The 22659-nt window shown below is 52.4% G+C and carries 21 protein-coding genes; 17 read left to right on the top strand and 4 right to left on the bottom strand.

Going from position 1 to position 22659, the window contains the following annotated elements; genetic code table 11:
- Nucleotides 1–235 precede the first annotated feature (235 nt).
- The 4 genes from ACFQI7_RS15730 (at nt 236) to ACFQI7_RS15715 (ending at nt 2721) form a co-directional block, all read left to right on the top strand.
- Nucleotides 236–1009 (top strand): MerR family transcriptional regulator, encoded by a 774-nt coding sequence (locus ACFQI7_RS15730; RefSeq protein ID WP_230414701.1) that lies wholly within the window; start codon nt 236–238, stop codon nt 1007–1009.
- A 180-nt stretch (nt 1010–1189) separates the two neighbouring features.
- Nucleotides 1190–1408 (top strand): hypothetical protein, encoded by a 219-nt coding sequence (locus ACFQI7_RS15725; RefSeq protein WP_218097850.1) that lies wholly within the window; start codon nt 1190–1192, stop codon nt 1406–1408.
- A 5-nt stretch (nt 1409–1413) separates the two neighbouring features.
- Complete coding sequence (locus ACFQI7_RS15720; protein WP_230414733.1) at nt 1414–1875, top strand: GNAT family N-acetyltransferase; 462 nt, start codon at nt 1414–1416, stop codon at nt 1873–1875.
- Between the two features lie 30 nt (nt 1876–1905).
- On the top strand, nt 1906–2721 hold the full coding sequence (locus ACFQI7_RS15715; protein ID WP_218097849.1) for an HAD family hydrolase: 816 nt from the start codon (nt 1906–1908) through the stop codon (nt 2719–2721).
- 34 nt (nt 2722–2755) lie between these two features.
- Here ACFQI7_RS15715 and ACFQI7_RS15710 read toward each other — a convergent pair whose 3' ends face one another.
- Nucleotides 2756–3121 (bottom strand): hypothetical protein, encoded by a 366-nt coding sequence (locus ACFQI7_RS15710; protein ID WP_218097848.1) that lies wholly within the window; start codon nt 3119–3121, stop codon nt 2756–2758.
- A 255-nt stretch (nt 3122–3376) separates the two neighbouring features.
- Here ACFQI7_RS15710 and ACFQI7_RS15705 point away from each other — a divergent pair, with 255 nt between their 5' ends.
- The 6 genes from ACFQI7_RS15705 to ACFQI7_RS15680 all read left to right on the top strand — a co-directional run bounded on the left by ACFQI7_RS15705 (nt 3377) and on the right by ACFQI7_RS15680 (nt 12220).
- Nucleotides 3377–3724, top strand: a complete 348-nt coding sequence (locus ACFQI7_RS15705) for a YmaF family protein (RefSeq protein ID WP_218097847.1) — start codon at nt 3377–3379, stop codon at nt 3722–3724.
- A 230-nt stretch (nt 3725–3954) separates the two neighbouring features.
- The gene (locus ACFQI7_RS15700; protein WP_218097846.1) at nt 3955–4185 is read left to right on the top strand and encodes a hypothetical protein; all 231 of its coding nucleotides are present in this window, start codon (nt 3955–3957) and stop codon (nt 4183–4185) included.
- Between the two features lie 91 nt (nt 4186–4276).
- The gene (locus ACFQI7_RS15695; RefSeq protein WP_218097845.1) at nt 4277–4951 is read left to right on the top strand and encodes a 3-keto-disaccharide hydrolase; all 675 of its coding nucleotides are present in this window, start codon (nt 4277–4279) and stop codon (nt 4949–4951) included.
- Between the two features lie 240 nt (nt 4952–5191).
- The gene (locus ACFQI7_RS15690; protein WP_218097844.1) at nt 5192–6523 is read left to right on the top strand and encodes an FAD-binding oxidoreductase; all 1332 of its coding nucleotides are present in this window, start codon (nt 5192–5194) and stop codon (nt 6521–6523) included.
- Between the two features lie 248 nt (nt 6524–6771).
- Nucleotides 6772–10629 (top strand): heparinase II/III domain-containing protein, encoded by a 3858-nt coding sequence (locus tag ACFQI7_RS15685; protein WP_218097843.1) that lies wholly within the window; start codon nt 6772–6774, stop codon nt 10627–10629.
- A 313-nt stretch (nt 10630–10942) separates the two neighbouring features.
- Complete coding sequence (locus ACFQI7_RS15680) at nt 10943–12220, top strand: FAD-binding protein (RefSeq protein ID WP_218097842.1); 1278 nt, start codon at nt 10943–10945, stop codon at nt 12218–12220.
- A gap of 73 nt (nt 12221–12293) precedes the next feature.
- Here ACFQI7_RS15680 and ACFQI7_RS15675 read toward each other — a convergent pair whose 3' ends face one another.
- Both ACFQI7_RS15675 and ACFQI7_RS15670 read right to left on the bottom strand, forming a co-directional pair.
- A complete protein-coding gene (locus ACFQI7_RS15675; protein WP_218097841.1) occupies nt 12294–13697 on the bottom strand; it encodes an MFS transporter in 1404 nt (467 codons plus the stop codon).
- 4 nt (nt 13698–13701) lie between these two features.
- A complete protein-coding gene (locus ACFQI7_RS15670; protein ID WP_218097840.1) occupies nt 13702–14115 on the bottom strand; it encodes a MerR family transcriptional regulator in 414 nt (137 codons plus the stop codon).
- A 200-nt stretch (nt 14116–14315) separates the two neighbouring features.
- On the opposite strand from ACFQI7_RS15670, the gene ACFQI7_RS15665 reads away from it, so the two are divergent.
- The gene (locus ACFQI7_RS15665) at nt 14316–15098 is read left to right on the top strand and encodes a GNAT family N-acetyltransferase (RefSeq protein ID WP_218097839.1); all 783 of its coding nucleotides are present in this window, start codon (nt 14316–14318) and stop codon (nt 15096–15098) included.
- Between the two features lie 112 nt (nt 15099–15210).
- Here the strand turns inward: ACFQI7_RS15665 and ACFQI7_RS15660 are convergent, their stop codons facing one another.
- Nucleotides 15211–15375: a hypothetical protein gene (locus ACFQI7_RS15660; protein WP_218097838.1), complete on the bottom strand. Its 165-nt coding sequence runs from the start codon at nt 15373–15375 to the stop codon at nt 15211–15213.
- A gap of 179 nt (nt 15376–15554) precedes the next feature.
- On the opposite strand from ACFQI7_RS15660, the gene ACFQI7_RS15655 reads away from it, so the two are divergent.
- The 6 genes from ACFQI7_RS15655 to ACFQI7_RS15630 all read left to right on the top strand — a co-directional run bounded on the left by ACFQI7_RS15655 (nt 15555) and on the right by ACFQI7_RS15630 (nt 22604).
- The gene (locus ACFQI7_RS15655) at nt 15555–15677 is read left to right on the top strand and encodes a hypothetical protein (RefSeq protein WP_268966813.1); all 123 of its coding nucleotides are present in this window, start codon (nt 15555–15557) and stop codon (nt 15675–15677) included.
- A 189-nt stretch (nt 15678–15866) separates the two neighbouring features.
- Nucleotides 15867–16892 (top strand): Gfo/Idh/MocA family protein, encoded by a 1026-nt coding sequence (locus tag ACFQI7_RS15650; RefSeq protein WP_218097837.1) that lies wholly within the window; start codon nt 15867–15869, stop codon nt 16890–16892.
- 5 nt (nt 16893–16897) lie between these two features.
- Nucleotides 16898–18265 carry a neutral/alkaline non-lysosomal ceramidase N-terminal domain-containing protein gene (locus tag ACFQI7_RS15645; protein WP_218097836.1) on the top strand — a complete coding sequence of 456 codons (1368 nt, stop codon included), beginning with the start codon at nt 16898–16900 and terminating at the stop codon, nt 18263–18265.
- A 15-nt stretch (nt 18266–18280) separates the two neighbouring features.
- Nucleotides 18281–18415 (top strand): hypothetical protein, encoded by a 135-nt coding sequence (locus ACFQI7_RS15640; RefSeq protein WP_268966812.1) that lies wholly within the window; start codon nt 18281–18283, stop codon nt 18413–18415.
- 176 nt (nt 18416–18591) lie between these two features.
- Entirely contained in the window at nt 18592–20877 is a 2286-nt protein-coding gene (locus tag ACFQI7_RS15635; RefSeq protein ID WP_218097835.1) for a helix-turn-helix domain-containing protein, read from the top strand.
- A gap of 152 nt (nt 20878–21029) precedes the next feature.
- Nucleotides 21030–22604 (top strand): extracellular solute-binding protein, encoded by a 1575-nt coding sequence (locus tag ACFQI7_RS15630; protein WP_218097834.1) that lies wholly within the window; start codon nt 21030–21032, stop codon nt 22602–22604.
- The last annotated feature ends 55 nt before the right edge of the window (nt 22605–22659 follow it).

Genomic DNA, 22659 nt, shown 5'->3' with positions numbered 1-22659 from the left:
GTAACTAATTTCATTACAACAGGCACGAACGGAATATCGGGGAAATCGACGTACTGGTCAAGATCGCGGGAGAAGTCGGTCTGGATGAGGTGGAGTTTTTGTTTCGAGAAAATATTAAAGAGAAGCATCTGGAAGCGATAACGCATGCCTATGAACAAGCGCATATGAAGAGCTGCCATGGTGCAGCTCTTTTTTTAATTTGAGGATTGACTCTCACGTTACGTTATACTTTATAGTGAACTTTGAAAGGAGGCAAGCGCGATTGAAAGTAAAAGAAGTTGCCGATGTAGTCGGAATCAGTGTGCGCACACTGCATCATTATGATGAGATCGGGCTGTTAGTCCCGGAAGAGACGACCGAGGCGGGCTATCGGCTATACTCGGATGACAATTTGGCAATGCTGCAGCAAATTTTATTTTTCAGAGAGCTTGGCTTTCCTTTGAAACAAATTAAAGAAATTATCGGAAGTCCGTCCTTCGACCGGCAGGAAGCGCTGGCGCTGCATCGCAAAATGCTGCTCGAAAAGCGGAATCAGCTTGATCGAATGATTGCAACGATTGACAAAACGATGCTCCATGCGAAAGGAGAAATTGAAATGACAAACAAAGAGAAGTTCGTTGGATTTGATTTCAGCCATAACCCGTACGAGCAAGAAGCGAGAGAACGTTGGGGAAATAAAGCGGTCGACGAGGCGAACGCCAAAGTCGGAAGTATGTCCAAGGAAGAACAACAGGCGCTCGGCGAGCGTATGAATGAAATCTACCGGAATCTTGCGTCGCTTCGCCATCAACCGCCGGAATCGGCGGAGACCCAGGCGGGTATTCAAGAGTGGTATGACTTTCTGCAATCCATGGGCGGCCGCTATACGCTGGATGCCTTTAAAGGGCTGGGCCAAATGTACGTCGATGATGAACGCTTCACACGAAACATCGACAAGTTCGGCGAAGGTTTGGCCGCGTTTATGCGCGATGCGATGGCGATTTATGCTGATCGCAACGAACCGAAGTAATGACATCAAGCTAGTTGTTTCAGACAAGGTCCGGCTTCGGGCTTTGTCTTTTTCATTTTCCTTGTGATGTCCATGTTGTGCGCCGCGATTTCTCGAAAATTGGTAAACAAAGGCAAGAACATATGATAATATGGCAGGTAAGGATGAGCAGCCTGCAGCATGGCATTGGAGGATAAAAAGATGAGAGAGCAACTGTATGTCATACTGGATCGCTGCCCGGCATTGGAAGAATACCGCTCGATATGCTCTTCGGTCGGTTGGGAAGGTTTTATCAATTTTGACGCGGCGGCCGGATCGCTTGCAAATGAGCAGTATGGGTTTCGGCAGCAGCCCGGTTTGACCGGTATGTTTTGCGTAACGCCGGTAGAGCGAGCGAAAAGAGGAGGGGGGACGGATTGAAGGACGTGTCGATTCAGCGGCTGCATCGCCTTGACCTGAAGGAGATCGCTCCTTTGGCGCAGGAAAGCAGGGACGAGGGATTTCGCCATATTACGCGAATGACTGACGAATACGAAAGCGGAACGAACCGCTTCGATCAACCGGGAGAAGCGTTGTTTGCCGCTCGGGACCGGGAGCGTATCATTGGCATATGCGGCCTCAATCAGGACCCGTACTCGATGACGGCCGGGGTGGGTCGCGTTCGCAGACTGTATGTATCGAAGTCATACCGACGGCACGGCGTTGCCCGCTCGTTGATGGAACAGGTGATCTTGGAAGCGAACCGTCATTATTCCGTTCTTGTGCTCAAGACGGACCATCCGATCGCCGACCGCTTTTATGACTCACTCGGATTTATATCGATAGGCGACGATGATAACGTAAGTCATATGTTGAGACTGGATGGCCGGAGCGGGTCTCGATTCTGAAGTGAAATGATGGAGAAAGCGGGTGAAACGATGCATATTGCTGCGATTGTACTTGATTTGGACGGTACGTTGCTGAATTCGGCCAAAAAAGTAAGTCCGCGCAATCTCGAAGCGGTGCTGCATTGCCGCGAGCGCGGCATACCGGTCATCGTCGCTACGGCGAGGCCCCCGAGAACGTTGGCAAACATGCTGCCTGAATCGCTGCAGCAGTTGGATGCTATGATCTATTACAATGGGGCAATGGTCGTTTCGGAGAATCTCGGTGTCAGAGCGCATTACCCGATCGAAGCCGCGCTCCTTGCCGAATTCGTCGATTATTTGACCGATTCGAACGGTGATCCGTCGATTTCCGTAGAAGTGGAAGATCAGTGGTATAGCAACGCGGATTTGGATTACAGTGTACTGATGAATGTAACCTCCAGACCGCAAATGATTCGTTTGGAAGACATTCGCACTTTGTCCGCCTCCAAGCTGTTACTTTCGAACTTTGATCAGCAGCGCGTGCGTTTGATGGTGGATCGTTTTGGCGACAGGGCGAATATCGTCGTTACCGATTCGGGCGAACTCATTCAAATCATGCGCAAAGACGTTTCGAAAGAATCGGCGGTAGCGCGGCTTTGTGATATGTGGGGCATTTCGATGCGAGAGGTAATGGTGTTCGGGGACGATTATAACGATATCGGATTATTTGGAACGTGCGGCTATCCGGTCGCCATGGGTAATGCGGTCGAGGACTTGAAACAGATCGCATATGAGGTTACCGCAACCAACGATCAGGATGGTGTTGCAGTTGTATTAGAGCGAATCTTGGCGACCGGCTGTTCTGGACGAACCGGAGTGCAATGAAGCATCGCTTACATGTTTCCGCCATGCAAACTGCTCAGTCGGACACAGCAATTCGCTTGCGAATTTCCGCGGCGACTTCTGTCGGGTTGTCAATTTGAAAGATGACATACCTATATTTATCATGGCCGTCCAATTCCATATTGATGAGATGGTCCCTTTTTTCGAAGGAGAGAAAATACCAATCGTTCGCATACTTGAAGCTCCCTTCATAGATGTGAAGCGGCGCAATCGAAGTACCGGGCATGCGCAGCATCCACAATGGGGCATCAAAATAATCCACAAACACATTTTTAATCGATCGGTAGTCAATGGTCACTTTCCTCTTGAGGGCGAAAAACCCGGTGAATCCGGTGAGTTGCAAAATAAGGTGCGTTTGCGTAAATTGAACGTGCCTTCCCATCGTCAAATCGCCTCCCTGCAAAATATTTTTGATAACTATACCACATTTTTTTCCAAAACTCGAATCTCCAAATTCCGCATATCGTTGCAGGCCGAAGTCCGGAATATTTGTGAATGCGGCAGCGTAAATCTGAGGAATATCCGACAGAGCAGAGGGATATAAGCGGGGATTCCATCATTCTCAGCGTATGCCTGACACGCATGTCTTTTCTTCCTAATAATATGCTATCAGCTACTTATTAGGAGGAGATACCGCATGAGAAAACAACGCCCCGCTATAAAAGCAAGAAAAAAACAAACGCATGTGCACGAGTTTCAAGGCAGTACGAAGTTAGCGGAACAAGGAGCGGACAGACATAATCACCGTTTCGCCGGAGTTACGGGCCAAGTAATCCCTGTCGGCAACAGCCACGTACATGAAATCGATCTCACGCACACCGATTTCCTGAACCACTTCCACAACCTGAAAAAAATTAGAACCGGGCCGGCCATCCCTGTCGGCAATGGCAAGCATGTTCATTTCGTAAAAGGAATGACAACGTTGAATGACGGCCATGTGCATCGTTTCAATTTTTCCACTTTAATACAGCAGCCCTTGGTTTAATAGAGGGGGACAAACGCAGATCGCCGAAAGAGGATTCGGATTTTCGGATGCTTCGTGCGTAAAAATAGCGCCGGCCCAAGTGTCGGCGTTTTTTGTGTTCGTCCGAAGCTGCGAGCGGCTTTCGGAGGATAGGTACTAGATGAATATAGTACTAAACAAACCCGGCACACCGTCTTACAATAGGGGTTGAGCGGGAAAACGGAACGGTTTAACGAAGGGAGGGCATGTTTTTGCTGGATATGGCGGAACGGATCACGATATTGAAGGAATGCGAGCAAGACTGCTATTCCATCTGTTATTACTTGCTGCAATGCGAAAAGATGGCCTGCGAAGCATCGCAAAATGCGTTGTATCGTTTGTTTCAAACCAATCGTTTCTTCGTCCAGGATTCCGAAACGGTGAAGGAGATGCTGCGGAAAGAGTCGATCCGATGCGCTCTACAGGTGAGGAAACTCGTGTGAACACGCGGCTGCTGAAGTGATCGGCGGGTGGAGCCGTTCATGCGAACGATGCGACGTGACCCTTTTTCCGTAACCGGGAGGAAAGTTGGCGATGAGGGACGAATACATACAGTATGAGGTGCCAAATAATGGATTGAATGGAGGATTCATGATGAATGTGCTGACGGATGAAGAAATAAAAGCGGGCTACCGCTTGTTATTTGACGGGAAAACGCTGCAAGGCTGGGCGGCGACCCGCCACCCCGACGGATGGCTTGTGCAGGATGGGCATTTGGTATGCAAAGGCGAAAACAACGGGTATTTGTATACGCTAGATCAGTTTGAGAATTTTATTCTCCAGGTGGAATACCGCACGGCACCGAAAGTCAACAGCGGCATTTTTTTCAGATGGACGGACCTTCGCGATCCGGTGAATACGGGCCTTGAAATGCAAATATTGGATACCTACGATGAGGAAAAGACGAGTAAGCACAGCTCAGGCGCTTTGTACGATCTGGTCGCCCCGTCCTCGAATGCCGTCCGGCAAGCCGGCGAATGGAATCAAGCGACCATTACGTGCGATCGCAATCGGATTCGACTCGCACTCAACGGCACGGTCGTCGTTGAAGCCGATATCGATCAGTGGGCGGCAGTCGGAAAAAATCCCGACGGGTCCGACAATAAGTTCAAGTATGCGTGGCGGGATCACCCTCGTTCGGGACATATCGGACTGCAGGATCACGGGGGCTATGTTGAATTTCGCAATATAAAAGTGGTTTCAATATAAACCGGAAATGAAACGATTCCGTATGTTTGGGTGAATCGGGATCGGCCCTGGGGGAGTTACGAATACAGGAACTGAGAATTCGGTTCAAGCTGTGACTGATTGGTGAATAGTTATCAATTCAGCGTCGCGGCCGCCTGAGCCGCGGCCAATAATATTGCGGTGGCGCGGTGGCGTATGTAACCGATATCGGCCATATACTTCTTATGAGGTAAGTGACATTATCGCCGGAAGGTGATTGCCATGACAGCGAATACCGAAGGTTTGACGGGACGAGTCGTAACGGAACATTTGCCCGAATATGCGGAGGCGAGCCGCAGCTTTAACGCCCGCTTTCACAAACGGCCGCTGCTGATCGTATACTGCCAGGTTACCGAAGACGTAGCGAATGCGATTCGATGGGCCAAGCGGTACCGCATTCCTTTTCGGGTGCGCTGTGGCGGGCACAGCTATGAAGCGTATTCTACCATTGACGGGGGGCTCGTCATCGATATTAGCGAGCTTCAGCAGCTTACGGTGAATTTGCGGGCAGGTACGGCAAAGCTCGGGGCAGGATTTCGGCTGCTGCCGCTCTACGAGGCGTTATGGAAATACGGAGTCGCCATTCCAGGGGGTACTTGCCCGTCCGTCGGCATTTCCGGTTTGACGCTTGGCGGAGGGTTCGGACTGCTCTCAAGGCAATTCGGCATGACATGTGACAATGTCATCGAGCTAGAGATGGTGAACGCCCGCGGTGTCGTGATCCGTGCCAATGAATGGCAGCACCGCGAATTGTTCTGGGCTTGCCGGGGAGCGGGAGACGGCAGCTTCGGGGTCATCACTTCGTTCACTTTTCGCGTACATCCGATCCGTGACGTAGCTTATTATACGATGAAATGGGACTTCGCCGACTTGCCGCGTGTCGTTCGTTCTTGGCAGCAGTGGGCACCGCAAGCGGACCCCCGGCTGACCGCGCTGCTTAATATGTCCGCTCCCAAGCAAGGCGGCATCTTATCCGTGGGTGTGTTTATCGGAACCGAGCAAGAACTCCGTGCCCGCTTGGCTCCGTTGCAAACGCAAGTTCCGCCCCAATCCTTGACCGTCCGGGCGGCCACCTGGTTGGAGACGGCCCGTCATTTTGCCGGACAGCCGGTACGGCAGCAGGTGTTTAAAAATTCGTCGGCTTATGTGTACGAACCGTTGCCCGATTCGGCGATCGATACGTTGAAGAATCAATTAGCGCAAGCTCCGGACGGCTCGGACAATATGGTTTCAATGGATGCTTATGGAGGAGCGATCGGCCGCTTGCCGAACGATGCTACCGCTTTCGTGCATCGGCAAGCTTTGTTTGTCATGCAATATCAATCCTATTGGTATCGGCTGGCGGATGCTTCGAAAAATATCCGTTGGGTGGAACGGATCCGTCAAGCGATGCTCCCGTACACACGCGGTGCCTACAGAGATTATTGCGATGCGATGATACCGGATTGGCAAGACGCGTATTTCGGAGAGAACGTGGAAAGACTGAAGCGAGTGAAGCGGCTGTACGACCCGGAGAACCTGTTTCGCTTTGAGCAAAGTATCCGGGAAACATAGATGGCTTCGAAGCGAGTGAGATGGTTCTCTCAATCACTAATACATAACACTACTGCGCGCAAGCTGCCGGAATCCCGGCAGCTTGCTGCGTTACCGGACGAAAAAGCGCTTATGCGGACGAGAGGGAACAAAGAAAAAGATATTGTTGCCAAAAGCAAGTTTGGGCAAGTATAATAATCAAACCTGTAACATACTTGTTACATGATTGGGTTGAAACATCAATTATGGAACCAAGGAGGAGACGGGTGATGGCAACGAAAAGACAGCTTTTATCGACGATGCTCTGCTTACTGCTGATGGCACTCATGCTTATCATGACCGTACCGATCACAGGATCGGCGGCGGGAACCGAAGGAGAATTTATAATGCCTGATACGATGGTTTACCGTTTCGGGAACGCATCCCCGGCGGAACGGGCCGTAACCTTGATCGGCGACCCGAAAACGACACCCGAGGTAACGACAAAGCCCACAGGCGTCAAAATCGAATCGACGCTTGCGGCCGCTTCGCGCACATTTGAATTCGATGTGCCGCAAGCGGGCACCTACGCGATCAAGCTTGGCGGCATGACCGCCACGGACGGCGGCACGGCCGACATCGGCATCGACGGAAAGGTGCAGGCGCGATATGGCTTTTACAGCGTGACCGGCCAGTATCCGCGTCCGGATCTTTACGTTGCGCAGTTGCAGCTTACCGAAGGCAAGCATACGATTACATTGTCGTTGACGGACAAAGGGAACGTTATCGGAGGAGGCACGGGGACGGCGATGTATCCGGCCAGGCTCGTTCTGACCGATCTCGGATCGGTCACTAGCAGCAAGACGCGCCGCACGTATTATACCGAAGCGAAGCTTGCCGCCGCCCGCCAAAACGTGCAGCAGTTCGATTGGGCCGCCGCTCTCCGAGACGGCGTTAAGGGCAAAGCCGATACATACGCATCGCTCGGCTTCGAAGCGATCTGGAATCTCGTGCCGACGCAGGCTATTCCGCGCAGCTACAACACAAACCAGCTGACGGGAAACTTTAGCCCGGTATCCGGCGATTTGAAGCCGTTCGGCAACTATCCCTGGAAAGCGGACCCGCTCCGAGAGCCATGGAAAATCGTCGACCCGGCCAGCGGCTACAAATTTCCTACCAACGACTTCGCCGCCTATTACCGGAGCGGCCTGGACCGGCACGGCAGCTTCGATCCGAAACGGGCCGACAAAAGCTTGCTCGTCAACACGCTGTATCCGGAAAAAGGCTCGGACTGGGGTGTCGACGACGGCTACGGCTGGGTGGATCCGGCGACGAATAAACGGTATACCTTTGTAGCTTACTACGCTCACTGGTTCGCGTGGTATGGCGGAACCGCGATCATCAATGACGCGCTGAGCAGCTTGCAAAGCGCCTACATCTACACCGGGGACGAAACGTATGCGAAGGCGGGTGCGGTGCTGCTCTCCCGCATTGCGGACGTGTACCCTTCGATGGATACGGCGGAATTCAGCAGCGCCGTTTATGTGAACTCGCACGGAGGCACCGGCGACGGCAAAGTGGTCGGCTCGATCTGGGAAACGTCGCTCGTCAAAACGTTCATCGGCGCTTACGACGCCTTTTTCACCGCTTTTGACGATCCGCAGGTTGCGGCGTTCCTGAAGGCGAAGGGGGAACAGTACGATCTGCCGTTCAAACAAAGCGCAACGGAAATTCGCCGCAGCATCGAGGACGGCATTTTGCGGCAAGTGCAGCCGGGCATGCTATGGGATCAGATTAGAGGCAATAACGGCTTCCATCAAAGCGCGGTAGCGATGGCCGCCGTCGTGCACGACACGCTGCCGGAGACGAAGCAGTGGCTTGATTTTGTGTTCCAGCCAGGCACCTACGTGAATAAAATACCGCGCCAGGTGACGGGCGGCAACGTCTTGTTCAGCATGGTGAACGACGTTGACCGCGACGGCCACGGCAACGAAGCGGGGCCGGGCTACAACCGGCTGTGGATTAGCAATTATTTGACCGTGGCCGACGTGCTGGACGGCTACGACCGATATGCGGCGGCCGATCTGTATGAGAACGTAAAATTCCGTAAAATGTTCCAGGCCATGTACCCGCTGATCATGCTTGGCAAATATACCCCGTCGATCGGGGACAGTGGCACGACCGGCCAGCCGGGCATTCTGGTCGACAAAGCGCAGTCGATCAAAGCATTCGAGCGATTCGGCGATCCCGTTTATGCGCAGCTTGCTTATATGCTGAACGGGAACAAGACGGACGGCATTCATTCCGATATTTATACGGCCGATCCGACAAAAGTCGCACGTGATATCGAAGCTGTCATCCGGCAGTACGGTCCGCACGATCTGGCCAGCGTCAACTTGACCGGCTACGGCTTCGCCGGATTGCGGGATGGGCGGGTGACCGCACAATCCGATACGAGGCGCGGATTATGGATGTACTATGGCCGCAGCGGCGGACACGGGCACCGGGATGCGCTCAATATCGGCTACTACGGCTTCGGGCTTGATTTGGCACCGGATCTCGGCTATCCAGAGCAGGCGAACGCCACCGACGTGAACCGTTTCGAATGGGTGCAAAATACGATTAGCCATAATACGGTGGTGGTCGACAAACAAAAGCAGCTAGCCCAGTGGGACGGCACGCCGACACATTACGACGACAGCCCGATGGTGAAGTGGATCGACGTCGAAGCGCCGGAGGCGTATGCCCAAACGAGCCTTTACAAACGGACGACCGCTATGATCAAAGTGGATGAAGCGAACTCGTATGCGGTCGATTTCTTCCGCGTGAAGGGAGGCCGTGAGCATCATTTCAGCTTCCATGCGGCAGAAGGGCCGGTTACGACCGAAGGATTACATCTAAGTGCACAGCCGGGCGGATCGTATGCCGGGCCTGACGTCGAATACGGCAAGCGTCCTGCCAATGACAGCGTAACCGGCTCCGGGTATACCGGATCAGGTTTCCATTGGCTGAAAAACGTCCAGCGCGACAACGCGCCGTCCGAACGGTTCAGCGTCGATTACGATGTTACCGACACCTGGCATGTGCTGCCGAAGGATGAGAACATCCACATGCGGCTTACGATGCTGGGGCTAGCGAATGATGTGGCGTTGGCAGACGGCGTTCCGCCGCAAAACAAGCCGGGCAATCCGGCAAGCGTCAAGTACGTCATCGCTCACCGCAGCGGCTCCAATCTGAGCAGTACGTTCACGTCCGTCCTCGAGCCGTACAAGGATGCACGGTATGTTGCCGCCATGGATAAGGTTTCCGTCACGCAGGACGGTACCGTAACTGCCAGCGTATATGACGTGCATGCGGTAAAAGTACAGCTTGTGAACGGCCGAACCGACTATGTGATCAGCTCGCTCGATCCGGACGCGGCATTTATTATTGACGGGAATATTCGCTTCCAAGGCGCATTCGGCGTATATTCGGAAAAAGACGGTCAGCCGGTATTCACTTATGTGAACGACGGCGCATCCATCGGCAAAGTGGGCATTCCGCATACGAGCTCCGGTGTAAGCCGTCTGCAAGGCACCATCGTCGATTTCACGAAAGAGCTCTCTCGCGCAAACAAGCTCAAGGTGCAGCTCAACCTCCAGGGTGTGGAACCGGCTAGCTTGGTCGGAACTTCGATTTACGTGCACAATGACAGCAAGCGCAATGCGGTCTATACGATTCGCGGAGTTGTTCCGCTGGGCGGCGATTTGTATGAATTCGACCTTGGCGACATTACGCTCATCCGCGCCTACGCCGACGCGGTCGATTTGTCCAAAGGATTTGCGTACGATGTCGCTGCGGGGAATTCGTTTACGATTCCGCTCGACCGGACCGCACAGTACCTATCCGAGGTGCACATTGTGGCGCCAATGACGGAGCTATCGAAAAACGAAACCGTCACTTTGCAGGTGAAGGCGCTGCTAGCCGACGGCAGTTCGGTCGATTTGGGAGGACATAACCTCAAATGGGAAAGCAATCGTCCTGACATCGCAAGCGTGAACGGCCAAGACCGCTTGAAGGCGCATAATCCCGGGACGGCCACGATTTCAACGACAATCGAGGTAGGCGGGGTTACGCGAACCGGAACGATCCGAATAACGGTAAAGTAGCTAGCGCAAACCATTCACGAATAAAGGAACTGCAGTCGCAAACGAACTCCAAGTCCAATCCGTTGGACATTCACCGGAATCCGGGGAGCCGTTCCGTCGCGCAGTTCCTTTTCCATGCTCGGCATTCGGAGCAGATGTGGATCGTATTCCTGGGTTAAATTTAACGAGCGATCGGAACGTACTATTGAAGGAATAGCCCTGCGTTTGGCGAATAGTGACATTACACTACCATGTTGAAATTACCATAATATAAAAGTTTTGACGATGCACTAATATGGGAAATATTCAAACTAGTCCGGGAGGGGATGGATACATGGAACACGATCGTAACTGGGCAGGTAATTACAAGTACAGCGCTTCGGAATTTCACGTTCCCGAATCTGTAGGGCAAATACAGGAGCTTGTCGCTCGCAGCAGCCAGATCAAGGTGCTTGGCACGCGGCACTCTTTTAACGGAATCGCCGACTGTACCGGCAGCCTGCTTTCGCTTCAGAAGCTCAACCGGGTGACGGCATTGGACCGTTCGCGCAATCAAGTAACGGTCGAAGCCGGAATCCGGTATGGGGAGCTGTGCGGTTATCTCCACAGCAACGGCTACGCGCTGCACAATCTGGCGTCGCTACCCCATATAACCGTTGCAGGGGCATGCGCAACGGCAACGCACGGTTCCGGCGATTTGAACGGCAATCTTGCTACAGCGGTTCGTGCCATGGAGGTTGTGAAGGCCGACGGGGAATTGGTCGTGTTCTCCCGTGACGAGCAGGATGGGCTCCTTGCCGGAGCGGCCGTTGGGCTCGGCGGACTGGGCGTCGTCACGAAAATGACGCTGGACGTGATCCCACATTTTCAGATGAGCCAATACGTGTACGAAAACTTGCCTTTGGCGCACCTGAAAGATCATTTTGACGACATTTTCTCGAGCAGCTATAGCGTTAGTCTGTTCACCGATTGGAAGCAGCCGGCGTTCAATCAAGCTTGGCTAAAGCGGAGACCATCGGACCCAACCACTGTTCCGTTGGAATCCGAATTTTTCGGCGCAACGCGGGCAACCGCGCACCGGCACCCGGTACAAGGGCTCACTTCGGAAAATTGCAGCGAACAGTTGGGCATTCCCGGACCATGGTACGAACGGCTGCCGCACTTTCGCATGGATTTCACCCCAAGCGCCGGAGAAGAGCTGCAGAGCGAATATTTTGTGGCTCGCCAAGATGCATATGACGCTCTTTGCGCGATTCATCGTCTGCAGGATCGCATATCGCCGCTCCTTCATGTATCCGAGGTTCGTACGATCGCGTCGGACCATCTGTGGATGAGCCCATGCTACAAGCAGGACTCGGTTGCGATTCACTTTACGTGGAAAGCGGATTGGGAAGGGGTTCGCCAAGTACTTCCGATCCTGGAGGAGCATCTTGCGCCATTCCGCACTCGTCCGCACTGGGGCAAACTGTTCACCATGTCCCCCAAACGATTGCAGTCGCTCTATGAGAAGCTGCCTGATTTTCAGCAATTGCTCCTTCAATGCGACCCTCAAGGAAAGTTCCGCAACGCCTTTTTGGGTACATACATTATGGGGAATGGAAAATGTGAATGAACACGAAAACGGCCTGGCGCAGTTCCGACGCTCAGGCCGTTTGTGTTGGATACGACCCGCGAAGCTCGGTCGCTCAAGCCGGCTCTTTCACCGGCTGCGGCGCTTTTTTTCCAAAAGCGACGTAGTACAGAAGTGCGCTTGCTACGACGATACAGCTCAAGAACAGGATGAGATTACCGTACAAGTACGCATGCGAATCCATCACGAAAGGATGCAGAGGGAAGTCGAGCAGCGCCTTTTCCATGACTTTGGCGACCAACGCGGTTCCTACAGCTCCGGAAATAAAGGACGTCATATTATAAAAGCCCATGCCGACTCCGATTCGTTCCGAAGGCAATATTTGCGCGACGCTTTCCGTTAAAGCGGTTTGCAGGAACGAAAAGCCGACATACATAACAATGAGGGCTGCACCGATGTACCAGACCCAGTGTCCTACAGAGGACGATTGCAGCAGCAGACTGAGCGCGATGAGCGCAAGTCCGAGATACACGACGAAGTGGCTTCCTTTCTTGACCGTCATTTTGCCGGCGACTTTGCCGAAAATAACCGCGCTGAAAGCGCCCGGAAACATGACGAGGCCGATGTTTTCCGTCGATAATCCGTACATCTTGCTTAGCATCAGCGGAATGACAAACATCATCGCCATGACCGTACTAAAAATAAGAAAACCGATCACAAGCCCGCTGCGGTATAACGGATTGGTGAAGAGGGACGGATCGACGAAAGGCTCCCTCGCCATACGGATACGCAGGATGAAGAGGATGAGCGAAACGACGGCCACGAGCAAGTACACCCAACTGGACTCGGTCGTAAATAACACGAGTGTCGACACGGTCAAGCCCATCAGCACAGCCCCAATCACATCGAGCGTACCCGTACCGCGTTGTTCAGTCGGAAGCAGCTTCCGGAAAAAAGGAATAGCGACCAGCACGGGGAGTGGAACGAGAAACAAAAAAGCCCAGTGAAATGTCCCGGCAATATAACCGCCAAGCACCGGTCCGATCCCGACGGCAAAGGAAATGGTCGATGTGATCACGCCGAATAAGTTGCCTCGTTCTTTCGCTGTAAAGTATCGGGCGACGATAACCATAATAAGCGCCGGAATGGCGGATGCGCCTGCTCCTTGAATCGCCCGAGATATGATAATGGCGGGATAATACGATTGAAATGCAAAGCCGATGATCGATCCGGCGCTGTAAAGAACGATGCCGATCGTGATCAGTTTTTTGACGCTGAAGATGTCCGACAGCTTGCCGAAAATGACCGCTCCCATGCCGAATACGATGATGAACACCGTGATGACCCAGCTCACGCCTGGAGCGTCCAGTCCGAATTGCTCTGCAATATTCGGAGTGGATACGTTAAACACGGACTCGTTCAGTACGGCGAAAAAAAGGATGTAATAAATCCATGGAACGACTTTCTTCATGTCCGCGGATGGGGCAGCAGTATTTGAATCTCTCTCCACAGGTATCATTTATCTATGCTTCCTTTCTCTCTACGGGCAAGCCCTGATTTAGCCGATCCAGCATTTCATTCCAACAATTCAAAGTTTGCACTAACTTTTCTTCCTGCTCTTTCAGCACCTCCATCTGCTGACGAACTTCTTTAAGCCTGTTCTCGTAAAGTACGGTTGCGTCATGAATGCATACGGACGGATCCGTCAGGTCGGGACCGGTGTCCCCGCAATTCATGAAACGGGCAATATCGTCCGTACCGAGACCAAGCCCCAAATAAACGCGGATCAATTGAATGCGATCAACATCCGCTTGGTTGTACCGTCGATATCCGTTGCCCATTCGCAGGGGGATCAGCAGTTTCTTTTTTTCGTAATAGCGAAGCGAACGGACGCTGACGCCGGTAAGCCGGGCAACTTCATTGATGGTGATGTTCATCTCCTCCTCCCGATTTCAATTATCGTGATTGTAAAGGATGACGTTGTGTCAATGTCAAGCTTTTTTTATGAGTGCATTTCAAGCGTAAGGGTAACCAAGTAATATCGGTATTGACATGAAACTGATATTCTGGTTCGTTTGTGGGATGAAAGTGGTAAATATTACTTGAAATCAGAAGCGTTCCAATTGTGGAGGATCGTATGAACGATAAAGTCGAAGGGTTGCTGCGAAACAAGTTATTGGAAAATATCAGTTTGTTGAAAATGATGGAAACCTACGGTCCGGTGATTTCCTGCAGCGTCATTGAACGGGGACGAGAATGGGGAATGTTGCTGGCGCTGCATACGAAACGATCTGCGTTCGATCTTGCCAAATATCCGGACACGGAATCGGTTATTTTTGTTTCCGGCTCGCATGCGCCGATCTTGAACGAGCTTCTTGATCAACTGCCCAAAAGCAAACCGCTTGTTTTCAAAGTTCAGCATCCGTTGTACAAAGCTTTAGTCGAAAGCAAGTTTCAAGTCAGCTCCGTCAGTGCGTTTATCACTTATTCGTGCGGGGAACCGCTGTCTATCGCGGACGATGAACAAGTGATGGAAGAAGCAACGTTTAATGAAAGGCTGCTTCCGCTCTGGCGTCAGAACGGCTATAACGAACAAGAGTTAAGCCGCATGTTTTACAACGGAGCGCGATCGTTTACGCTGTACCATGGCAATGTTCCTGTCAGCACCTGCATCATCTTTTGCAATTGCGCTCCCGTTTGGGAAGTTGGCACCGTATTCACATGCGCGGAACATCGCGGAAACGGGTATGCGAAAAAGGTCGTGAGCCGCGCGATCAACTTCTTGTTAGAGCGGAACTTGGTGCCGAGATATCAGGTCGTTCACGATAACGCGGCATCGATCCATGTGGCCGAATCTATCGGTTTGAAGCAAGTCGTGGTGTTGGAGCATTTGTTATACGCAGGTCAATCATCGTTTTGATGTAGTGCATTAGAATTCGCGGGAGGCTGCTATGTATATTCACACTATATAAGGCTTCAGACCATGATCAAGTTTGAAAGCTTATCAATCAAAAAACTCCCATTTAAGGGAGTTAGTCCGTATTATCTTCACCGATTAGTGAGTTGTAAATTTCACTGTTGATTTCTTCGGGTAACCGCATTTTAAAATAGCCAACCAGAGCTTCTACAGCTTTTTCTGCTTGATCTTCCGTGATTCCTGCTTCTTCCGCCACTTGTTGTCTAACAATGTGTTTCATTGTACACCTCCTTTTCGAAGTTATTATGTATCACACGGGAAAAAATATGCAGAATTATGCTTTAAAAGGTTATTGGCATACGAAAATGTTTGACGAATGTTATCGTATTCATTTATCATACAGGTATGATACAAGTTTCGTGATTTTCTCAAACAAAACAGAAGGCGAGGATGATGGCAATGGCAAAATTAGCGATCGAAGGCGGCAAACCGGCGCGAAGCAAACTGCTTCCACCTAACGGCTTCATTTATGACTTGGATGCAGGCGCATGGTTCAAAATCCCTATTTCTCACACCGCTTGAGGCCTTTAACGTTTGCAATCTGAATTCTTCCGTGAATGAGAACTCGGTTGTATGTTACATAGATCATTAAATGGAGGGCCACTTGTTGATTCTGAATCGTCTTGAAACATACCTTATCCCCGAAAGCGGAACCGCTATGGACGGAACGCAGATGACGCCGGATTCACTGTTGAGGCAGGTGACGAGCCGATGAAACGTTGGGGGATTGCCGTCATCGGCTGCGGGGCCGTCAGCGAATTTCATTTGAACGCGATTCGCGGGTTGGATAACGCCAAGCTTACCGGCGTCGCCAGCCGCAGAGAGGATCGGGCGCGCGAGACCGGGGAACGGGAATGCTGCGCTTGGACAACCGATTATTCGGAGCTGCTGCGGCATCCCGAAACGGATATCGTGTGTTTGACCACGGACAGCGGATCCCACTATTCCATCGCGCTGGATGTTCTGAATGCAGGAAAGCATCTTTTTGTGGAAAAGCCGATTGCAATGACGACGGAGCAAGCCGATCGCATGATCCTTCTTGCGAAAGAAAAGGGAGTTACCCTCTCCGTCGTATCCCAAAGACGGTTTGAAGCGCAGCACAGGCTTGTAAAAAGGGTTGTTTCGGAGGGGAAGATCGGCAAGCTGATGCTTGTTGAAGTTTCCTGTCCTTACTTCCGCTCCCAAGCATATTACGATTCGTCGGCTTGGCGCGGGAAAATTGCCGAGGACGGCGGCGCGTTGATGAATCAGGGCATTCATTCCATCGATTTGATGCTGTGGTTGGGCGGACCGGTTCAATCCGTTTACGGCAAAACAGCGACGCTATGCCACGATATGGAAGCCGAAGATATGGGACTTGCGATGCTCCGATTTCGCAACGGCGCTTTTGGAACGATCATGTCCTCTACCGGCATTCGTCCGGGCTTTGCGCCTTCGCTTCATTTGTACGGAGACAAAGGTACGATCAAATTGGAAGGAACGGCGATCACACATTGGACCGTTCCCGATATGGAGCCGCCGGAAATGACCGATACCTCGACCGGCGGGGGCGGAGCTTCCGATCCCCGCAGTATATCGATGCAATATCATAAGCTGCAGCTAGTGGAATTGCTTGCGGCCCTTTCGGAAGGAAGAGAGCCTGAGGTGACCGGTACAGATGGCAAAAGGGCCGTACAACTGATCGAAGCGATATACGATTCGTCGCGCGAGGGTATTGAAATCCAATTGGAGGAATAAACACCATGGGAAGAGTCATTCGTCTAGGAACGGCGAAGGTGGATATTACCCCGGCGTATCCGGTTGCGCTCGCCGGTTTTGCACACCGGACAGGATGCTTTGAAGGGATAAGCAGAAGGCTCTATGCGCGAATATGGTTTTTTGAACAGCCTGCTGATGGCGGCGTGCGTAGGGCGCTTATCGTTCAAGCGGATCTCATATGGTGGGGAGCTGAAATCGTCCGGAAGCTTAAACGGATTTTGTTGGAAAAGTGGGGATTCGATCCTGCATCCGTTATTTTGCATGCGTCCCATACGCACTCGGGACCGCAGACGACCGGCATGTTTACTTTGTCGCTCGGGAAGCCGGATTGGGATTATTTGAAGCAGTTGGAATTGAATGTGTTAGATGGTGTATCGGAGGCACAATCCAATTTGGAATCCGTTCGAGTGCATAAGGGAGCCGGGGCATGCCGCATCGGGGTGCACCGCCGCAAGCGGGTGGAGGGGGTCATCAAGATGGCCCCGAATCCTGACGGACCAATGGATACGGAAGTAACCGTGATCCGTTTTCAAACCGACGCCGGGGCAGCCAAAGGCGTCTTCTTTCATTATACGTGCCATCCTACCGTGACGGCAGATAACTTGATATCATCGGAATTTCCGGGAGTGGCGATGGAGACGGTGGAGGAGGCTTTGGCCGGCGGTGCGATCGCTTCCTATTTGCAGGGCTGCTGCGGCGACATCAGGCCTGCATTGGTCCGTGATGATGATTTTTACAGAGGCTCCGATCAGGACGTGGAACGGCTGGGCGGCGCGCTTTCGGACGAGGTGCTTCGCGTGCTTGGCAGGCCGATGAAGCCGCTTGCTCCATTCGAGCTGGCATGGCGGAGCGATACCGTACGTCTGCCGTTACAACCGATGCCGGATCGGGATGAGCTGGAGATGCTCAAACACAAACAAGGTATTATGGGACAGTGGAGCACGCTGCTGCTTGATGAACCGTCCCGGTTATGTGATTTCGTTCCATTGGAATTGTCGGTCCTCCATATCGCAGACGGATTGTCCTTCCTCGCAATAGACGGCGAAGTTGTGACGGAATACGGGGATTTTGTAAAAAACCGGTCCGGCGGACGAATATTACCGATTGCCTACAGCAATGGAATGATCGGTTACATCCCTACCGCAAGACAGGTTTCGGAAGGCGGCTACGAGGCAAAAGAATCGGCGCGATACTTCGGTCTGCCCGCTCCGTTCGATACATCGCTTGAAAAGCTGATTTGCAACGGAATCCTACGATTAATCGGAAAAGATGGTCAAGATGAGTACGGTTCTGCATCCCGTAAAGAGCGGAGTCGTCGATCGGTTAAAAGTCAGAGTATACGCGAGTCGTAAGGAGATGGGGAAGGCATGCGCAAGGAAGCTGCGGCAGCGATCCTGCGGCTGCTGGCGGAGCTGGAGAGCCGGACGTCCGGGGAGACGGTGAAGCTGTGGAGCGATTGGAGAGCACTCTCGTTGTTTCGAATAAAAGATACCGCCGTTTAGTGCGGTATCTTTTTTTTGATCGGAGGCGGATCACCGAGTACGCGTTAATATATAAATATCGCACTGCACATTTTTATATACGCACCAACTTTGAACATTTATAATACAAGTATAGTACAACTGCGACCAAGCTTTGTTCACGATTTGAAGGATTGCATCGAATGGGAGGGAGAGACGTGCAGATCAAGCGGACGCGAAAATTCGCCAATATGACGTTTCAACGAAAGCTGCTGTTTTATTCTTTATGTTTAAGCATTTTTCCGGTACTCACCATCGGACTGCTTTCCTCTTACATCGCTTCGCGCAGTATGCAGAACGTGGTGGACCAGAACCACCGGTACATGCTGAACCAAATGCAGGTGCAACTGGGCCAGTTAACGAAAAACTTGGAGATCGCCTCGATTTATATCGCCACCAATCTTGCGGTGGAGAAATCGGTCCGGGAAGGGCCGGGAATCGATAAGCTGAACGCGTCGCTCGAAATGAATGAAACGATTCGGCGCATCCGCAGCACGTCGTCGATTCGGTATAACGTGTCGATCATTTACAAGCGGTTCAATAATTTCATCTATTCAAACGAGTACAGCTCCGACAAGATCGAGCAGATGCGGCTTGTATCCATCCTCGAAAAAATGATGCCCCTCATGAACGAATCGTTCGTCGTCCCGGCAAACACGTTTGATGACCAGCCGGATTTACTGCTGTTCCGTCCGGTGCCGATCAATTCCGGTTATGGCGACGGGGTGCTCGTACTTCACGTCAGCCCGGATGATATTCTCCGATTCGTCGGTTCGACGGAACACGGGCGTGGAACCCGCGTGCTCGTCGCCGACGAGAAAGGGAAGATCGTTCTCAGCTCGAAGCAAGGCGAGATGGGCAGAAGCCTGAATGAAGTGGTTCCGGCCGTCTCTAGGGAATCAGGCGATTTTATGCGAACGCTCGAAATCGGCGGGAAGAGCTTCAAGGTGCAGGTGCAGAAGTCCGCGCAGAACGATTGGACGTACATCGCTATGACGCCGATGTCGGAATTGACGGCGCAGTCCGATCGGATCCGGCTAAGCACGTGGATTATCGCCGGCGTGCTGCTGCTCGGCTGGTCGATCATCGCCGCGGCCCTCTCGAGGCGAATGTATTACCCGATCCGGCGCCTCACCGATCGGCACATGCCGCTCAGCCGGAATGAGAAAAGCCTTGGGGACGGGCTGGCAAGGCTGGGCACCTATCTCGAGCAGCTGGCCGATGCGAACCGGCAGCTGAACGACCGGTTGAACGAGCAATTTCCTTATTTGCGCCAGGGCATCTTCCAACAATTGCTGCGCGGCGAAATGTCCGAGCGCGAGCTGCTGCTCGCTGCCGAATACGCCCAAATCAATCTGAAAGGCAGCTACGTGTTCGTGCTTGTCGCCGAGGCGGACGATATTCCCGCCTTCCATCATATGTATCGCGAGAAGGATCGAGCGCTCATCCATTATGCGCTTCCGAAGCTGATGGAGGAAACATTCCGCACTGTTCCGTTCTGCTTAGGCTTTACGCCGAAGACCGGCCGCATCATTCTGCTCATCGGCATGGACGATGCAGGGGAGGAAGCGAAAGCGCTGCTGCGCCGGTACGCCGACGAGGCCCGGGCGAGCGTGAGGTCTTATTTCCGTTTTCCCGTCAGCGTGGCGATCGGCAGTCCGCTTCCCGGCTTCACCGAGATCGGCAAAGGCTATGACGAGGCGGCGGCGCTTCTCGGTCACCGGTTCATTCTAGGCGGAGATATTACGATCGGCGCTGAGCAGGCCGACGAAGCGCTGCTCCGGCTGAACCGGCAAACGGTGGAGCGGCAGAAGCGGATCGTGCACCACGTGCTGCACGGCAATCTGGTCGATTCGCGGAAGCTGCTCGCCGAAATTGCCGCCGAGCTGTCCAGGACACCGATTCGGCCACAAACCGCAATGGGACTGTTCGCATATATGCTTGGCGAGCTCGATTACATGCTTCAACAGACCGGTTGCGACATCCAGGAAGCGATAGGGATCGATTTTTACGGTAAGCTGCACGACCTTCGTACGCTGCCCGAACTGGAGCGGTGGCTCGCTGGCGACCTATTCCCGGCCGTGAAAGCGCATCTTGAGCGGGAATCGGTTTCCAAGCAGGCGAAAACGGTAAGTGAGGTGATTCGGTACGTCCAGGAGCATATCAGCGAGGAGATGTCACTGCAGAAGGCGGCCGACCGTTTCGGCTTGTCCGTCTCTTATTTGAGCAAGTTGTTTAAGGACGAATCCGGCTTCAATTTCAGTGAATACGTGTTGGAGCTGCGCATGAACAAAGCGCGGGAATGGCTCGAGCACACTGACTTGCCGATCAAGCATATCGCCGAGAGAAGCGGTTATGCGAGCGTACAAAATTTCAACCGGGTGTTCAAGCGGCGATACAACCTGCCTCCGGGCGAATATCGCAGGGAGAAACGGCAGGCATAAGGAGAAAAGCGGATTTATCTTTACTTGTCATTTTGATTATCATTATTCATCCTTATCGATCCAAAGAAATGACAATTGCGCGGAAGTCTAACCGTTCCCATAATACTTAGCAAGGGTGCTTCCCTAGACGAAATTCGGAAGGAGCATGTAAGATGATCCGAACGAAAAAGACTTTTGCTTCCCTGTTCGCCGTATCGCTGTTCACAACGGTCGTCGTAGCTGGCTGTGGAGGCCCGCAGGAGAGCGGGACTGCTGCCGGAAGCAGCGGGGCGCCGAAAAACTTGAACATCCTGCTCTCGCACTCCAACGCCAAGTACGCGATGCAGGTAAAGGACGACGACCGCTACATTAAGGAACTGTCCAAGCTGTCCGGTTACAACTTGAAATTTGAATTTTTGGGCCACGGAAACGATTTTACCCAACAGATGACGGTGCGCTTCGCGTCCGGTGATCTTCCCGACCTGGTTCGGACCGACAGCATCAATTCGACGATGCATCCAGGTGCGGTCGACAAAGGCGTTTTTCAGGATTTAACCCCTCTTATTGAAAAATACGGACAAAACCTGAAGAAAAAAATTCCCGAAGAAGCGTGGAAAAGCCCGAGGGTAAGCAAGGACGGCAAAATTTACGGCATTCCGGCACTGTCAGCGCTTCCGGCTTCCCGCGTCGTGTACATCCGGCAGGATTGGCTGGACAAGCTGGGCATGAAGGCGCCGAAAACGGTTGACGATTTCTTGAAGTTCTTTGAGGCCGTCAAAAAAGAGGACATGAACGGCAACGGCGACCCGAACGACGAGTACGGATTTTATGTCCGCGAGAATCTGATTTATTCCAATTTGTTCTTCACCGAATTCGGTGCGGAGCCGGGGACGTGGTATTTCAAGAACGGCAAACTGGAGCCGGGCATGATACAGCCTGAAATCAAAGATGCCCTTAAGTTTTGGAAAAGCTTATACGATAAGGGCTACATCAACCCAAACCTGTTCACGAACAAAGCGGCGGATTGGGAAGCCGGCATCAAGCAGGGGAAGGGAGGCATGTGGGTCCATGATGTAACGAACTACAATTCCAACTGGGGGCTCCCCGAGTATTACGTCAATGAAAAAAACGCCAAGGTGTCGATGGTCAGCGCGGCGGAAGGGCCGAAGGGCAAAGGGATTTCACCACAATCGGATCAGATCTACTTTGTTTGGGTGGTACCGGCGAAAAATAAAAATGCCGAGGACGTCATCAAGTTTCTCAACTGGGCTTGGTCGGACGAAGCGGAGCAATTCTTCGCGCTCGGAATCAAGGATTACAATTACAAGATGGAAAACAACAAACCGATATGGAATTTGACCGACCCTGCCAACAAGGATAACGACGCTTCCGTATTCTATCAGCTGTCGATCAATCCGCGCGGAGACGGAAGGATGCTGCCGAAGCTTCTGGATGTCATTCCAAATTCGGGGGCAATCAAGGAGGGCATCAAGACAGCGGCGGGAAATGTGATCAAAAACGATGCGCTTCACATGCCGACACTGGAAAGCTTGAAAACCCATCCTGAACTGGCGCCCGGAACCGGTACTGCAGGGACGCTGTTCCTCGACATGTTCGCGAAAACGATTCTCGGCAAAGAGGATGTCGATTCCGCATTCGACAAATTTGTGGCCGAATGGAAGCGCCGGGGTGGCGACGCCGCCATCAAGGAAGCAACCGACTGGTATAACAATTTCCACAAAAAATAATTTCGGAATCGGACGCGCCGACCGAGCGGTTGTTCAGTTGACGCATTCGAGTCTG

This window comes from Paenibacillus allorhizosphaerae (genome assembly GCF_042659105.1).
GTDB lineage: Bacteria > Bacillota > Bacilli > Paenibacillales > NBRC-103111 > Paenibacillus_G > Paenibacillus_G allorhizosphaerae.
The sequence above is the reverse complement of the archived record's forward strand: the minus strand, read 5'-3'. Positions and strand labels throughout refer to the sequence as shown.